Below are 15,261 nucleotides of genomic sequence, written 5' to 3'. Positions count from 1 at the left end.
TCTAAAAATATGAAAGAAATTATATAATACATCAGCCATTCGCTTATTCTCCGATAGGCCTTTTACTTTACATATCAATATATCATAACAGCTCTAACTTCGTAACTAATTGAAATAAAAAAAGTGCAAGAAGAATACCCCTATTCTCCTTGCACTTTCTACTATTATCACAGTTATTAAAGCGTTTACAAATTATTTCAAAATAATTAGTAAATCCATTCATTCATTAATTTTGAGTAGTCAACTAATTCTTCTTCTTTAAAGAAAATAGCAATCTCGCGCTCTGCACTTTCTAACGAATCCGAACCATGGATAATGTTTTTCGCAACAGTTACACCGAAATCTCCACGAATTGTTCCAGGAGCTGCTTCATGTGGTCTTGTTTTACCCATCATGTTACGAGCTGTATCTACTACACCTTCACCTTGCCATACCATTGCGAATACAGGGCCAGATGTAATAAAGTCAACTAATTCACCAAAGAAAGGTTTTTCTGTGTGCTCAGCATAGTGTTGTCCAGCAATTTCCGGAGTGACTTGCATTAATTTTGCACCAACTAATTGAAAGCCTTTCTTCTCAAAACGAGCTACGATTTCCCCAATGAAGGCACGTTGTACACCGTCTGGTTTTACCATTAGAAATGTTTTTTCCATAAAAAATCTCTCCACTTCTGAATTATGTATGTAATTGTATATCCCCACACACATATTAACACCCTTATCACAATTGTGCAATAGTTTTGAAATAGAGAGATTATTTTATTTTTTAGAAAAAACACTAAAATTTTCGTTTTCCAATATACTTTGCTACATTTTGTAATGCATACTTTGCTTGTCCACGTGGGAGTGGTTTTATAATTTCTAATGCTTTATGTAAATAACGTTCACTAAATGCAAATGCTTTATCAATAGCGGCACTATTCTTTACAGCCTCAATAATTTCTTTCATTTCATCCGCTGTTGTATTTTCATGTACAGATGTGATTTTTTTGCGAAGCATCGGATCTTCCATAGCGTATAGAGCAGGAAGCGTAATATTTCCTTGTAACAAATCACCACCAGCAGGTTTGCCCAGTTTCTCTTCTGTGGAAACGAAATCTAAAATGTCATCAATAATTTGATACGACATCCCTACGAAATATCCGTACCAAAATAGACGACTTACCGTATCACGATTAGCACCAGCAGCAATCGCTCCTAGTTGGCAACTCGCAGCAATTAATAACGCTGTTTTTCGCTTTATTCTTCTTAAATACGTTCTTAAATTTTGATCATAGTTATATTTATCTTTAATTTGTTCTATTTCACCTTTACACACTTCTAAAATGGTATGCGATAGCGCCTGATGCGCCTCCGGAATTTCGATATTTGTTATACATTCAAGAGACTTAGCAAATAAATAGTCCCCTGTATACATTGCAATACGATCTCCCCATTTCGCATTCACAGTCGCACTACCACGTCGTAAAAAAGCAGCATCAATAACATCATCATGAACAAGAGAAGCCATATGAATAAGTTCTAATGCAACAGCTACATGCTTAATTGCATCTAACTTATAATCTCCAAATTTCCCCGCAAGTAACACAAATACAGGACGAATTCGCTTCCCACCAGCTTCAATAAGTTGCAATGCCGCCTCTTCTACCAATGGCTGTTCAGAAGCAACTGTCTTTTTTAATTCTTTTTCTATCACATTAATATCCGATCGTAAAAAAGAGTACATAAGTTGTAACTTCATATTGTTCACCTTAACCTAAAACTTCTTTTTTCTATTTTGATTCTGGTTTAATACCTAAATGCATCGCTGCTACCCCAAAAGTAAACGGCTTCACTTGTACACGTTCAAGTCCAGCTTTTTCAAACATATTAGCCAATTCTTTCATACCTGGGAATGTACTAGCAGATTCTTGCAGCCATGAATATTCTTTATAACTTTTCGCAAATAACTTTCCAAATAACGGCATGATATATTTAAAGTATAAAGTATACCCTTGTCGAAAACCAATCATTGTTGGTTGAGATGTTTCTAAACAAATTACTTTGCCACCTGGTTTTACTACACGCGTCATTTCTTTTAATACGTGCATATAATCCGGTACGTTACGTAAACCAAATCCAATCGTTACATAATCAAATGTGTTATCTTCAAATGGAAGTTCCATTGCATTCCCATGTAGAAGTTCTACTTGTTTTAATTGTAACGCCTCTACCTTTTGCTTACCGACAGATAACATATTTTCACTGAAGTCTAAACCAACAACCTTGCCTTGTTCACCTACCGCACCAGCTAGTGCAATTGTCCAGTCCGCTGTCCCACAGCATACATCAAGTGCTTTACTACCTGGTTTTACATCCATAATGCGCATCGTCTCTTTACGCCACGCTTTATGTCTTTGAAAACTAATTACAGAATTCATCACATCGTATTTATCAGAGATTTTCTCAAATACATCATGTACTCTTTCTTCTTTTGATTGTTGCATGCTCGTACCTTCTTCCAATGTAAAATTGCTTATGTCTTCGATTTATCTCTTAACACAGAATTTATTTCGCTTATATCTGTGTGATTTTCTAAAAATTGATTTTCTTTCTTTTCGAGTTCCATCATCCATCCATTAATAACAGCTTCTGCATCCGCTTTATCGTTCAAAATCTCTTGAACAGCTTGAAAAACAGGTGAATGTTGTTTATCAGCGTATCGTTCACATTCTTTTTGAAGACGATTTTTCCCTAGTACATACGTTATAAATGGCTTCCAATGCGATAAATGAAAATGATCACATGTTTTTTGTAAGAGTGCAGACTCAATCGTTACTACACTTTCCATTATGTCATCCATCGTTTTATGCGCTTTTTGATATAACATTATTTTGTGTTCATTAATTTCTTTAATTCCTTCAGCAAGCGCACGAATTAAAATAATATCACGATTCATAGACAATAAGTAATAATATAACCCACTATAGTAATCACCAGCAAGTACCGTTAACTGACGACGTTTATGCGATTCAACCGCTTCTTCCCCTGCCTTATTTGATACTCTTTCATGTGTATCAAGCGCAATTTGAACAAGCATAATCGTTACTACATAATGCTCAATTTGTTCTATATGTAATTTTGCACTTTTTAAAGCACCATATAACAATGCTATTTTCTCTTCATCAATATATGGTTCTTCAATATAGTTTATAAAATAAGGATGGCGCAATTTCTCCATCAATTTCTCTCTTATACCCGCATACCCTCCGTAGATGTCACACACAAAAATCACCCTTGTTTTCTAATTCATAAAACTTATTATAACACATACATTCTATTTTCTATAACCAAAACTTGGCTACTCTTTCCAAACTTTCACCAAATGAAATAACATCTTTCATTCTTGTAAGTAGTCTTACTATTCTCACTCTGTCTTGCTAAAACTATATCATTTATTTACATAAAAAAAAAAGAAAAGCAGTTTCCTACTTTTCTTTACTTCGATTTAATAAAAGATAAAATTTCACTACGTGCCGCTGCATCGTTTTCTAACACACCACGCACTGCTGTTGTTACTGTTTTCGCGCCTGGCTTTTTCACACCACGCATCGTCATGCACATATGTTCCGCTTCTACTACTACCATTACACCATGTGGCTCTAGTACTTCCATAATAGAGTTCGCTACTGTTGATGTAATACGTTCTTGCAGTTGTGGACGACGTGCAATTGTATCTACAGTACGAGCTAATTTACTTAACCCTGTCACTTTTCCGCCTTGCGGAATATATGCAACGTGAGCAACTCCATAGAATGGAACTAAATGATGCTCACACATCGAATAAAACGGTATATCTTTTACTAGTACAAGCTCCTCGTGATCTTCTCCGAACACTTTATGCAAATGTTCTTTCGGATCTTCATGCATACCTGAGAACACTTCTGCGTACATTTTTGCAACACGCTTTGGTGTATCAAGTACTCCCTCACGATTTGGGTCATCTCCGATTGCCTCTAAAATAAGGCGTACTGCATGCTCAATTTGTTCTAAATTAACTTTTGCCATCCGCTAGCCCTCCCGAAAACCTAAAAGTGATACGAACACATTCTAGCATATTTATGTTTTTAAAAGCAAAAAGAAGAGTTTCCAAAAAGGAAACTCTTCTTCCCTGTTAATATGTAAGGATTATTTAACCGCATCTTTTAACGCTTTACCAGGTTTGAATGCAGGTACTTTACTTGCAGCGATTTCAATCTCCTCACCTGTTTGTGGGTTACGACCTTTACGAGCCGCACGCTCACGAACTTCGAAGTTACCGAATCCGATCAGTTGTACTTTATCACCTTGTTTTAAAGCTTCTAAGATAGAATCAAAAACAGCGTCTACTGCTTTTGTTGCGTCCTTTTTAGAAAGGGAACTTGCTTCTGCAACAGCATTGATTAAATCTGTCTTGTTCATGCCATTCACCTCCTCCCAAAGATAAGACTGTATAATGATCATAAAATGAGTCTTACTTTCATTTGTAGGCAATTTTTGCAAATTCTATACTACAAAGATGTAGATAAATCATTATCAACGCCTATATTATACGATTCTCCTTTATAATTCAATATTTTTAAGGAAATTGTTACTCTTAAAATGTGAAAATCTGATGAAACTTGACAATTTACAACAATATATTAGATAATGACTGTTTATTTTTATATTTTATATGCAAAAATTAAAAAAATCCCTCTACGATGAGAGGGATTTTTTTCTTATAATATAATCGCAATTAATCCGCCAGATCCTTCATTAATAATTCTTTCTAGCGTTTCTTTTAATTTATATCTCGCATTTTCTGGCATTAAAGATAGTTTCGCTTGAATGCCTTCTCGAACAATAGAACTTAGCGAACGTCCAAATATGTCAGAATTCCAAATCGATAATGGATCATCTTCAAAATCCTGCATTAAATAACGAACTAATTCTTCACTTTGCTTTTCAGTACCAATGATTGGTTCAAACGTAGATTCCACATCTACTTTAATCATATGAATAGATGGAGCTACAGCTTTTAATTTCACACCAAACCTTGAACCGTGTCGGATAATTTCTGGCTCATCTAAGCTCATATCAGCTAACGCAGGCGCCGCTACACCATATCCTGTTTGCTTTACCATACGCAGGGCATCCGCCACTTGATCGTATTCTATCTTCGCATGAGATAAATCGAGCATAAGCTTCAATAAATGATCTTTCCCTCGAATTTCTACCCCTACTACTTCTTTTAAAATTTGATCGTACAATTCATCAGGTGCATATAAATCAATCTCTGCTACACCTTGCCCCATGTCAATGCCAGCTAGGCTCGCTCGATCAATAAATTCATACTGACTAAACTGCCACACGACACGGTCCACATCACGAAGACGTTTTATATCCTTAACAGTCTCTTGAACAGCTTCTTGATAACTTTGGCGTAACCAATGCCCTTCATTTAACACCATTACCCAGCTCGGAAGGTTCACATTCACTTCTAATACCGGGAACTCAAATAACGCCTCTCGAAGCACATTGTACACATCTGTTTCTCTTAAACTTTCAACACTCATCGCAATGACTGGAATATCATATTCTTCAGATAAACTTTGACGCAATTGCTCTGTATCTGGATGATACGGCTGTACAGTGTTGATGATCATAATGAAAGGTTTTCCGACTTCTTTTAACTCATTTACTACCCGTTCTTCTGCCTCTATATAATCTCTTCTTGGAATTTCACCAATCGTTCCATCTGTTGTAATTACAACACCAATTGTTGAATGCTCTTGAATTACTTTACGTGTGCCGATTTCTGCAGCTTCATGGAATGGAATAGGCTCTTCATACCAAGGAGTATTAATCATGCGCGGGCCATTCTCATCTTCATAGCCTTTCGCTCCTGGAACTGTATATCCGACGCAATCTACCAATCGAATATTCACTTCAAGACCTTCATCTACTTCGATAGAAACCGCTTGGTTTGGAACAAACTTCGGTTCCGTCGTCATGATTGTACGACCAGCAGCACTTTGAGGCAGTTCATCCTGCGCCCTTTGACGGTCAGACTCATTCTCAATATTAGGAATAACTACAAGTTCCATAAATTTTTTAATGAATGTTGATTTCCCTGTTCGAACAGCTCCTACAACTCCAAAATAAATATCACCGCCTGTGCGTTCCGCAATATCTTTAAAAATATCTACCTTTTCCAAGTGATTCCCTCCCTCAATATTTTTGGGAATAATTCCACGTTTATAGTCAACTAATACCTTCTCTAACGTTGTCTATAATATCTGATATAATATAATGGTATTCTAGAAGTTCGGACAATATATCATATAATTTTGTCCAATTTCATATGACTATTAAAAAATACCTTTTGTTTGCATCACAAGTTGTGTAACATAAAAAACCTTTCTTCTAGAACTTATTCACTAAAAGAAAGGTTCATGACTTATGATTTTAAAAAAATTGGTTCTCCATTCTTTACCGTGTACGGTAAAGAATAAGCAGGTACAAATGGAGAATCTTTCGAAAGTATATTCCGAATATCTTCCCCCTCCTTAAATTGCCCTTCATTTTTTTTCAACGCTTCATATAAGTCGATTCGATAATCAACATAAACTTCTCCCTTTTCATTGATTACAAAAGGAAGTCCTTTACCAGAATACGGACTTGTCACTTGCGGTACATCTTTATATCCTAGTTTTTTGAAATCTAATTCATACACACCATCTGAAATTACCTTTTTAAAAGGTGGGTATTGATGTTCATCCCGATACATCCTAAGCTTTAATGATAATTCCTGAATTTGTTCAGCCATCCTAACATCAATTAACTTTACTGTCGGATTTGTTTCAACGTCTATTAATACGTATTGATATACCCCTCCACTTTCATACGCATTCCCTGGCGCTTCTTGAATGTAACGCGGAGCAATCTTTTGAAAATCGATTGGATACTTTTGATAAATAGGCGTATTCATATCCCTCGTCTTAATTGGCAATATCCCATCATTTTGCTCCTTAAATGTCACTACAGCTTTTTGAACAACCTGTAGCTGATCTTCATAAGGAACAGCATTTTGTTTCATATTTTCTTTCGGATACAGACATCCTGTTAAAAGGCTCATACAACAAAATATTAAAATAATATGTAATTTTTTCACTAACAATCACCTTTTCATACTAAATATGACTTGCTCCGTATGCTGCATTTTCGAGACTATTCCCTTTACTGCTGTACAGGTCCACTAAATACTACAAGAAAAATAACAATTCCTGACACAATCATAAGGGTGTAGGCTACTAATGCTGTAATCCCTTTCAAAAATTTATTCTTTATTTTATATCTACTTAGTAAAATAAAACTTACTGCAAAAAACATAAATCCAATTGCCCCTAAAGCAAACCACATTTTTATAAGCCCTTCTGACATATACACACCCCTTTTCATTAATCTATTTTTATACTATTTTAACAAATTAAAATCTTTAAACAAATACAAAAAGAACATTTTACTACAAATTACGAATATATAACTTTAATCAACAGGTTTTTTCGCACCTTTCACTACTCTAGACAAAAATAAAACCGAAGCGAGTGTATTTCTCGCTTCGGTTGACCAAATATGCCCAAAACAGCTCTATTCCCATACTTTCATAGCTATCATATGCAATCTACAAACTCTTTGTTTCTCATATTTTATTTTTTAAACATTTTGCTTAACGAACCAAAATCTGCCGGCATATTATTGTTAATAATCGCTTTTACAATTTGATCCTCTTGTTCTTTCGGCACTTCACGTCCTGCCATAAGAGCCACTTGATGAATCAATTGACGAAGCACAGTCTCATCACGTAAATTCGCATTTTGTACAGATGATGCTAATTTAAAAATATCTTCTTTATTCACTTTTGCTTCTTTTTCAATGTTATTAAAAATGTTATTATCCATCCTTTTCACCCTCTCCTCAAGTTACTCTTCATCCTATGCAAAAATAAAAAAATGGTGAAAAGACCCAAAAAATAAAAAGCGACAGAAGTACGAATGTACTTCTGTCGCTTTTCTTTAAAGTAAGTCAGGTATAGCTTCTACTTCGTGTTTTCGAACACGTCCCATTAATGAGCCTACTGCATCTTTTACATCATTCCCATTAAATAGCACGTCATATAAAGCAGCTGTAATCGGCATTTCCACTTCCATTTTCTCTGCCAATTCATGAGCCGCTTTCGTTGTTCTTACACCTTCCACAACCATACCCATGCTTTCTAACACTTCTTCTAAAGAGTGTCCTTTTCCGAGCATATTACCAGCGCGCCAATTTCGGCTATGAACGCTTGTACAAGTTACAATTAAGTCTCCCATACCAGTTAGACCAGCAAACGTCAACGGATTTCCGCCCATTTTTCTTCCTAAACGAGCAATCTCTGTTAAACCACGTGTCATTAGTGCCGCTTTCGCATTATCACCTAATCCAAGACCATCAGTTATCCCAGCAGCTAACGCGATAATATTTTTTAACGCACCACCAAGTTCAACTCCAACGATATCTGGATTTGTGTATACACGGAAGTAACTATTCATAAACAAATCTTGTACTTCCTCAGCCGCCTCCATACGCTTTGCTGCAGACGTCACAGTTGTCTCTTGACGTAAACCAACTTCTTCAGCATGACTCGGTCCAGACAGTACAACAACATCTTTTATTAAATCCTCTGGAATTTCTTCCTCAATCACTTCCGAAATACGTTTTGACGTACCAGGTTCTATCCCTTTACTTGCATGAATCCAAGTAGTCGGACCCGCTACATATTTCTTCATGTCTTGCAGTACTTCTCTATACGCTTTCGTTGGTACTACAAGAAGTACTACATTTACATCTACTAATGCTTCTTCTAAAGAAGAGTAGGCTACGATTGTGCTTGGCAATGTAATTCCCGGAAGGTATCGACTATTCTCATGTTTTGTATTAATCTCATCCATAAGTTCAGAACGATTTCCCCAAATACGTACATCATGCCCATTGTCAGCTAATACCATCGCTAACGCTGTTCCCCAGCTACCTGCTCCAACTACTGTGATTTTTGTCATAAAATCACATCCTCTCCATTAGTCTCTTGCTCTAGCGATAATGTGAATCGGCGTTCCTACAAAGCCAAATGATTCACGTAAACGATTCTTTAAGAAGCGCTCATATGAGAAGTGCAATAATTCTGGATCGTTTACAAACACAACAAATGTCGGTGGTTTTACCGCGACTTGTGTTGCATAGAAAATCTTCAGACGACTACCGTTATGCGTTGGCGTTGGATTCATCGCTACCGCATCCATAATTACATCATTTAATACGTTCGTTTGAATACGGATGCTATGGCTCTCATTTACCTCATCGATAACCGGAATTAACGTTTGTGTACGTTTTCTCGTTTTCGCAGATAAGAACACAATCGGTGCGTACTCTAAAAATTGGAAATGAGCACGGATGTTTTCTTCAAATGCTTTCATTGTTTTCTCGTCTTTTTTCACTGCGTCCCATTTGTTTACAACGATAACGACAGCTCGCCCTGAATCATGAGCATATCCAGCGATTTTTTTATCTTGTTCAATAATTCCTTCTTCACCGTCTAAAACGACTAAAACAACGTCAGAACGTTCAATCGCTCTTAATGCACGAAGTACACTATACTTTTCTGTACTTTCATACACTTTTCCTTTTTTACGCATACCAGCTGTATCGATAATTACATAATCTTTTCCGTCTTTACTATATGGTGTATCGACAGCATCACGAGTTGTTCCTGCTACATTACTAACAATTACACGCTCTTGACCAAGAAGAGCATTTACAAGTGATGATTTCCCTACGTTTGGACGTCCAATTAAAGAGAAACGAATTGTATCTTCATCATATCCGTCTTCTTCAATCTTTGGAAAATGCTGTGCAGCTTCGTCTAATAAATCACCTAATCCTAATCCGTGTGTACCTGAAATTGGGAATGGCTCCCCAAATCCTAATGCATAAAAGTCATATATATCACTGCGCATTTCAGGATTGTCCACTTTATTTACCGCAAGAACAATTGGTTTTTTAGAACGATATAAAATTTTTGCAACTTCTTCATCCGCTGCTGTTACACCGTCACGACCATTTGTCATAAAAATGATAACATCTGCTTCATCAATCGCTACTTCAGCTTGTTGACGAATTTGTGTCAAAAACGGCTCGTCTCCAATATCAATTCCACCTGTATCAATAATGTTAAATTCATGATTTAACCATTCTCCAGCGCTATAAATACGATCGCGCGTTACACCTGGAATATCTTCTACGATTGAAACTCTCTCTCCAACAATTCTATTGAAAATAGTAGATTTCCCTACGTTCGGGCGGCCTACTATTGCTATTACTGGTTTCGGCATATACTTTCATCCTTTCAACTTGCTTCTGTTTATTATGTAAAAAACCCTTCTTTGTGCAAGAAGGGATTTGCATTCCAGAATATTTCTCAACGTATCAAAACACCTCACATTATAACACACGTTGCTAATGTTTCACAATAATATATACATTCTCTTGTAAGCGATGCGCAATACCATCTAAAATTGCCTCTAAATTATTTGCAACAAATTCTAATTCCTCTGTCGATTCACAAGTAAACAAGGGGGCACCACCAGCAAATTTCTCCGGCGCTGTTGTAATAACTGCGAGAATTACACTTTCTAACATCATCCCTTATCTCCCCTTCCTTTCGGGGCTTCCGATGACATATGAACAGCACTTTCTAACGTCGGCACATTCCCTATGACACCTATCGCTTTCTCTGCATCTTGATCTTGTGGCAAGACGAAGATTCCAACCCTACCATCTTCTAAATCACGCTTTGCTAACGGCACAAGCGCCGGCGTACCAGAATCTCTATAAATCCCTAAAGCGACAGAAACATCATGTAAAATAGCCTGTCGTTGTCCTAAGTTTGAGATTGTCACCATCGCATCAATTGTTTTCGGCCTTAAAATAAAGCCCATTCCATATTTCATAATTTCCTCTTGCCTTGCCGGCAATCCAATATTCATAATGTAAATATTATCAATATACAGCCCCGCTCTTTCAAAGCGAAGTGGAACATGCTCGATATCAACAAGGTCATGTAACCTTCTGCCCGACATTAACTTTTTCGCGATAAAAAATGCGATGATAGCCATAATTACTCCAGCAATCCATGAACGGAACCCTATATACGCAAACGTCGTTGCAAACGACGTTAACATCGCCAAATAGTTGCGACTTTCAAAAACTAATGCAATTCCTTCAATGTATGTATTTCCACGCGGTACGAGCTCATATCCATCTAATTGTTGAAGTGTATTTCTTTCCATATTACGCACATCACGAAACTGTGTTGCTGCTAACGTAAGAAACGTAATGGCAGAAAAATCTTTTTTCAAAATTGACGGAATCGCAATCGCTCCTAAAGCCGCTGCAATTAATCCCATCGCAATGTGAATAATTTTCCCGTGGAGCCTCGTCGGATATTGCCGCGTATCTGTCCTAAGCATTAGCACTCTCGTTACTGTCCCCGCTATTACGCCACATAAAATGGCCGGTGTATATTCAGTCATGTATTACCCTCGCCTTTCTTTTACGTGTTTTCCTCTTGAACTGTTCCATATATACTGATGCTTTCGCAATCCAAAACAAAATTGCCATGAAAAATGTAGAAACGGCGACGATGTCAAAAAACGCTAAACTACCGTAATCATAAGGGAAATGTAGTTTCCGAAAAATAAGCGTCACTAACAATTCTCCCTGTAACATCCCTATATAAAGAGAACATAATCGTAATATGCGATCTTCGTGTAATAAAACCGATGCATACACAAGAGCACTACTTAATAAAAACAACCTGTCCACTACAATCCAAATTGGATCATATACTTCTAACAGATGAAAACTTGTATATAACATTGCAATAATAAGTGCCGAAAGTAAGCTATATAATTTTTTCCAAATAGAATAGAGCGTGATTCCTATAAAAGCTACAATACAAAGCAAAAGTGCATTTACTGATACCGTGAATGAAGCAATCGTTACATGTAACGGAGAGCAAATAATAAAAACCAATATACAGGCGCTTATCTTCCACCGAATAGAGTCCTTTTTCATAAGAAAAGTTACGACAATCCACCCTATCCAAGCTACAAAATAAAAAGTACTCCCTTCCATCATTTCACCTCCTATGTTTTCCATTATGGGAACTTTTTATGAAAGTTAATCCACTTTCTTCACGCATAGTTTTTTCATATAACAGCAACACTTTTAATAAGGAGGTGCTATTCATTATGGGTAAAGATCGTCAAGAACGAAAACTAAGAGAATCACGCCGCGTTGAATCTGACCGTGACCAATCACTACAATATCCGGGTGCAACTGGACTGGATACACCAGAGCAAGCTCGCAAACAGAATCAGCACTAATGAATACAAAAAGACGGTTTCGATATTGTACGAAACCGTCTTTTACATTTTTATTTATATCAAAATAATATTTCATGTATAAATCTTTCTAGGATTTATTTTTACCTCCACCTATTTTCTTTGACAAAATTAAACCCTTTCCAATAATTCACCATTACAATATCTATATTTTTCAACCTCTATTTCAGTCGCACTTTTCACAAGCTAATGTTTATATACATAATAATAATTTTATTTTTTACTTTGATAGAATATTAATTTATTCCTCACTTTATATTACTAAAAAAGAACAGAAAACAAAAAATCAACCCAACGGTTGATTTTTTATCTTCTACTATAATGCATCGTATCAATACCACGCTGCGTTAACCAATGATATGTTTCGCCCTTTACAACAAGAGGTACAGCCTGTAATTCTTCTATCGTCTTCGCACCAAGAGCTGTCATAATAAATTTCAAATCTGTATGTAAAAGATCAATTTCATCCACTAACTTCTCAATACCATCTTGCATTAAAATACGTAAAAAGTAACCAGCAAACGCAGTTGTATTCGCCCCTAATGCGATTGCTTTCGCTACGTCAAGCGCTGTTTGTATACCCCCAGATGCAATAAAAGAGAGGTTATTATTTGTAGAGGTTGCTTCAATAATCGAGGTAGCTGTTTGTATGCCCCAGTTATTAAAATAAGAAAGCATTCGCTCTCTTCTTTCATTTTCAACAGCAGCAAAATTCGTACCACCTTGTCCACCAATATCAATTGCCGTTACACCTATATTCGCTAACTGCTTTACAGTTTCCTTGCTCATTCCAAATCCAACTTCTTTTACAATGACAGGAACTTTACTATTTAAAACAATTTTCTCAATGCGCTGAAGTACACCAGTAAAGTCACGGTCTCCTTCTGGCATTGTTAACTCTTGTATGACATTTAAATGAATTTGCAATGCATTCGCTTCAATCATATCAACGGCACGCTCTGCCTGTTCGATAGTTGCCTCACTACCTAAATTAGCAAAGAAAATACCATTTGGATTTACCTTTCTGATAATCTTATAAGAAGCAGCCTCACTTTCATCTTTTAACGCCGCCATTTGCGAACCTACAGCCATAGCAAGACTGTGATGTTTCGCTACATATGCTAATTGTTCATTAACATGTAACGTTTTTTCTCCTCCACCACCAGTCATCGCATTGATAAAAATCGGCGAACTTAGTGAAAGTTCGCCGATTTTTGTTTCACATGTTATTGTGTCATAACTTGAATTTGGCAAACCTTGATGCACAAAATCAATATCATGAAAGCCATGCGTACGAGACTGACCAGTAGAAAGAGCGTATTCAATATGATCTAATTTACGTTTTGCCCTTACCACTTGTACCCCTCTTTATTTCTTTAATTTTTTCAGTTGTTCACCAATAATATCACTTAATTGGAAAGTAGCAGAATCAGCATTTGGTTCATACTGACTATAATCTTCAATTACATTATTTTCCTCAAGCGCTTCTTTTATACTTAAAGAAATACGTTTCTCTGCTACATGGACTTCAAGCACTTTCACTTTTACTTCTTGTCCCATTTCCAATACTTCATTTGGATTTTTCACGTGACGATTTGCAATTTGAGATACATGCACAAGACCTTCAACGCCAGGTAAAATTTCAACGAATGCACCGAATGTAACAAGACGTTTTACTACTCCCTCACGAATATCGCCAGCTTTTATTTCTCCAGCAACATTTTCCCAAGGTCCCGGTTGAGCTGCTTTAATCGATAAAGAAATACGTTGTGTATCAGCATCAACAGATAATACCTTTACCTTTACCTTTTGACCTTGCTCTAATACTTCAGAAGGTTGCTCTACACGTTCGTGCGAAATTTGTGAAATATGAACTAAACCGTCCACACCACCAACGTTAACGAAAGCACCAAAATCCGTTAATCGTTGCACAGTTCCTTCAACAACGTCTCCTTCTTTTAATGAAGAAATTGCTTCTTTTTTCTTAGAATCTAGTTCTAATTCTACTACTGCTTTATGCGAAAGGATTACACGATTTTTTTCGCGGTCTAATTCAACAATTTTCACGGCTAATGTTTTGCCTTTATAGTCAGTAAAATCTTCTACATAATGTACTTCTACAAGTGAAGCTGGGATAAAACCACGAACACCAAGGTCCACAACTAATCCACCATTCACGATATCTTTTACAGTCACATCAAATACATGACCAGTAGCAAATTTCTCTTGTAATTCTACCCATGCTTTTTCTGCATCAACAGCACGCTTAGATAAGACAAGATCATTTTCTTCTAATTTAATAACCTTTAATTCTAGTGTTTGATCTAATTCTACAACATCGCTTGCTTTTTCAATATGAACGTTAGCTAATTCACTAATTGGAATTACGCCATCTGTTTTGTATCCAACATTTACAAGCACTTGTTTCTCTTCAACTTTCGTTACAGAACCTGTAACAACGTCACCAACTTGTAATTCTTTTGAATCCATAACTTCTTCATTCATTTTCTCTACCATGGAAATACCTCCCTACAGAATTGACAAAGCATTTTTTATGTATATACGAAATGAAAACATATGTTTTCATTTGCATGTTTAAGAATTTATCATCACATACTCAGTTTTCATACATTTCACTAGAAAATATATTAAACCTATATAAATAGTATACAGCAAAATCATCTTGAAGAAAGTATGTTTTGAAATATAATAGCGAATATATTCTGAAAGTTTTATCCTTCTTTTACTAACTTCTTACAAAT

Annotated in this window: 18 protein-coding genes; 1 reads left to right on the top strand and 17 read right to left on the bottom strand. The window is 36.2% G+C overall.

The features are described from left to right. Nucleotides 1–206 precede the first annotated feature (206 nt). The 15 genes from ndk to FS742_RS00220 all read right to left on the bottom strand — a co-directional run bounded on the left by ndk (nt 207) and on the right by FS742_RS00220 (nt 12,230). Nucleotides 207–653, bottom strand: a complete 447-nt coding sequence (gene ndk, locus FS742_RS00290; protein ID WP_000415885.1) for a nucleoside-diphosphate kinase — start codon at nt 651–653, stop codon at nt 207–209. 124 nt (nt 654–777) lie between these two features. Beyond that, nucleotides 778–1,740: a heptaprenyl diphosphate synthase component II gene (gene hepT, locus FS742_RS00285; RefSeq protein WP_144610578.1), complete on the bottom strand. Its 963-nt coding sequence runs from the start codon at nt 1,738–1,740 to the stop codon at nt 778–780. Between the two features lie 31 nt (nt 1,741–1,771). Beyond that, the gene (gene menG / locus FS742_RS00280) at nt 1,772–2,485 is read right to left on the bottom strand and encodes a 2-heptaprenyl-1,4-naphthoquinone methyltransferase (protein WP_144610576.1); all 714 of its coding nucleotides are present in this window, start codon (nt 2,483–2,485) and stop codon (nt 1,772–1,774) included. 29 nt (nt 2,486–2,514) lie between these two features. Next, nucleotides 2,515–3,264, bottom strand: coding sequence for a heptaprenyl diphosphate synthase component 1 (locus FS742_RS00275; RefSeq protein ID WP_144610574.1), 750 nt, complete (start codon nt 3,262–3,264; stop codon nt 2,515–2,517). A gap of 212 nt (nt 3,265–3,476) precedes the next feature. Further along, nucleotides 3,477–4,046 (bottom strand): GTP cyclohydrolase I FolE, encoded by a 570-nt coding sequence (folE, locus tag FS742_RS00270; protein ID WP_088095776.1) that lies wholly within the window; start codon nt 4,044–4,046, stop codon nt 3,477–3,479. A 120-nt stretch (nt 4,047–4,166) separates the two neighbouring features. Continuing rightward, nucleotides 4,167–4,439, bottom strand: a complete 273-nt coding sequence (locus FS742_RS00265) for an HU family DNA-binding protein (RefSeq protein WP_001043860.1) — start codon at nt 4,437–4,439, stop codon at nt 4,167–4,169. Nucleotides 4,440–4,738: 299 nt separating this feature from the next. After that, entirely contained in the window at nt 4,739–6,217 is a 1,479-nt protein-coding gene (gene spoIVA / locus FS742_RS00260; protein ID WP_000416519.1) for a stage IV sporulation protein A, read from the bottom strand. Nucleotides 6,218–6,459: 242 nt separating this feature from the next. After that, a complete protein-coding gene (locus FS742_RS00255) occupies nt 6,460–7,173 on the bottom strand; it encodes a hypothetical protein (RefSeq protein WP_144610572.1) in 714 nt (237 codons plus the stop codon). A gap of 65 nt (nt 7,174–7,238) precedes the next feature. Next, nucleotides 7,239–7,442 carry a DUF2768 domain-containing protein gene (locus FS742_RS00250; protein ID WP_001288995.1) on the bottom strand — a complete coding sequence of 68 codons (204 nt, stop codon included), beginning with the start codon at nt 7,440–7,442 and terminating at the stop codon, nt 7,239–7,241. A gap of 266 nt (nt 7,443–7,708) precedes the next feature. Next, nucleotides 7,709–7,960 carry a stage VI sporulation protein F gene (locus FS742_RS00245; RefSeq protein ID WP_000369753.1) on the bottom strand — a complete coding sequence of 84 codons (252 nt, stop codon included), beginning with the start codon at nt 7,958–7,960 and terminating at the stop codon, nt 7,709–7,711. Between the two features lie 114 nt (nt 7,961–8,074). Next, nucleotides 8,075–9,097, bottom strand: a complete 1,023-nt coding sequence (locus tag FS742_RS00240; RefSeq protein ID WP_144610570.1) for an NAD(P)H-dependent glycerol-3-phosphate dehydrogenase — start codon at nt 9,095–9,097, stop codon at nt 8,075–8,077. An 18-nt stretch (nt 9,098–9,115) separates the two neighbouring features. After that, nucleotides 9,116–10,426: a ribosome biogenesis GTPase Der gene (der, locus tag FS742_RS00235; RefSeq protein ID WP_048527026.1), complete on the bottom strand. Its 1,311-nt coding sequence runs from the start codon at nt 10,424–10,426 to the stop codon at nt 9,116–9,118. Nucleotides 10,427–10,550: 124 nt separating this feature from the next. Next, the gene (locus FS742_RS00230; RefSeq protein ID WP_061677809.1) at nt 10,551–10,736 is read right to left on the bottom strand and encodes a capping complex subunit for YIEGIA; all 186 of its coding nucleotides are present in this window, start codon (nt 10,734–10,736) and stop codon (nt 10,551–10,553) included. Then, nucleotides 10,733–11,626 carry a YIEGIA family protein gene (locus FS742_RS00225; RefSeq protein ID WP_144610568.1) on the bottom strand — a complete coding sequence of 298 codons (894 nt, stop codon included), beginning with the start codon at nt 11,624–11,626 and terminating at the stop codon, nt 10,733–10,735. Before FS742_RS00225 ends, FS742_RS00230 begins: the two co-directional genes overlap by 4 nt. Then, nucleotides 11,619–12,230, bottom strand: coding sequence for a YphA family membrane protein (locus FS742_RS00220; RefSeq protein ID WP_144610566.1), 612 nt, complete (start codon nt 12,228–12,230; stop codon nt 11,619–11,621). The genes FS742_RS00225 and FS742_RS00220 overlap by 8 nt, the downstream gene beginning before the upstream one ends. Nucleotides 12,231–12,346: 116 nt before the next feature. On the opposite strand from FS742_RS00220, the gene FS742_RS00215 reads away from it, so the two are divergent. Next, entirely contained in the window at nt 12,347–12,481 is a 135-nt protein-coding gene (locus FS742_RS00215) for a YpzI family protein (protein WP_000513900.1), read from the top strand. Nucleotides 12,482–12,805: 324 nt separating this feature from the next. Here FS742_RS00215 and FS742_RS00210 read toward each other — a convergent pair whose 3' ends face one another. Both FS742_RS00210 and rpsA read right to left on the bottom strand, forming a co-directional pair. Beyond that, nucleotides 12,806–13,855 (bottom strand): type 2 isopentenyl-diphosphate Delta-isomerase, encoded by a 1,050-nt coding sequence (locus tag FS742_RS00210; RefSeq protein WP_144610564.1) that lies wholly within the window; start codon nt 13,853–13,855, stop codon nt 12,806–12,808. Between the two features lie 12 nt (nt 13,856–13,867). Next, nucleotides 13,868–15,016, bottom strand: a complete 1,149-nt coding sequence (rpsA, locus tag FS742_RS00205) for a 30S ribosomal protein S1 (protein ID WP_144610562.1) — start codon at nt 15,014–15,016, stop codon at nt 13,868–13,870. Nucleotides 15,017–15,261: the final 245 nt, after the last annotated feature.

It is taken from the genome of Bacillus cereus (genome assembly GCF_007678085.1).
Lineage (GTDB): Bacteria > Bacillota > Bacilli > Bacillales > Bacillaceae_G > Bacillus_A > Bacillus_A cereus_BE.
Note: the sequence above shows the minus strand (reverse complement) of the source record. Positions and strands in the feature narration are given on the sequence as shown.

Coding starts and splice junctions, on each gene's coding strand:
- menG (WP_144610576.1), bottom strand. CDS start 2,485: ATGCAACAATCAAAAGAAGAAAGAGTACATGATGTATTTGAGAAAATC.
- FS742_RS00215 (WP_000513900.1), top strand. CDS start 12,347: ATGGGTAAAGATCGTCAAGAACGAAAACTAAGAGAATCACGCCGCGTT.
- ndk (WP_000415885.1), bottom strand. CDS start 653: ATGGAAAAAACATTTCTAATGGTAAAACCAGACGGTGTACAACGTGCC.
- FS742_RS00245 (WP_000369753.1), bottom strand. CDS start 7,960: ATGGATAATAACATTTTTAATAACATTGAAAAAGAAGCAAAAGTGAAT.
- FS742_RS00230 (WP_061677809.1), bottom strand. CDS start 10,736: ATGATGTTAGAAAGTGTAATTCTCGCAGTTATTACAACAGCGCCGGAG.
- hepT (WP_144610578.1), bottom strand. CDS start 1,740: ATGAAGTTACAACTTATGTACTCTTTTTTACGATCGGATATTAATGTG.
- folE (WP_088095776.1), bottom strand. CDS start 4,046: ATGGCAAAAGTTAATTTAGAACAAATTGAGCATGCAGTACGCCTTATT.
- FS742_RS00250 (WP_001288995.1), bottom strand. CDS start 7,442: ATGTCAGAAGGGCTTATAAAAATGTGGTTTGCTTTAGGGGCAATTGGA.
- der (WP_048527026.1), bottom strand. CDS start 10,426: ATGCCGAAACCAGTAATAGCAATAGTAGGCCGCCCGAACGTAGGGAAA.
- rpsA (WP_144610562.1), bottom strand. CDS start 15,016: ATGGTAGAGAAAATGAATGAAGAAGTTATGGATTCAAAAGAATTACAA.
- FS742_RS00225 (WP_144610568.1), bottom strand. CDS start 11,626: ATGACTGAATATACACCGGCCATTTTATGTGGCGTAATAGCGGGGACA.
- FS742_RS00265 (WP_001043860.1), bottom strand. CDS start 4,439: ATGAACAAGACAGATTTAATCAATGCTGTTGCAGAAGCAAGTTCCCTT.
- FS742_RS00240 (WP_144610570.1), bottom strand. CDS start 9,097: ATGACAAAAATCACAGTAGTTGGAGCAGGTAGCTGGGGAACAGCGTTA.
- FS742_RS00220 (WP_144610566.1), bottom strand. CDS start 12,230: ATGGAAGGGAGTACTTTTTATTTTGTAGCTTGGATAGGGTGGATTGTC.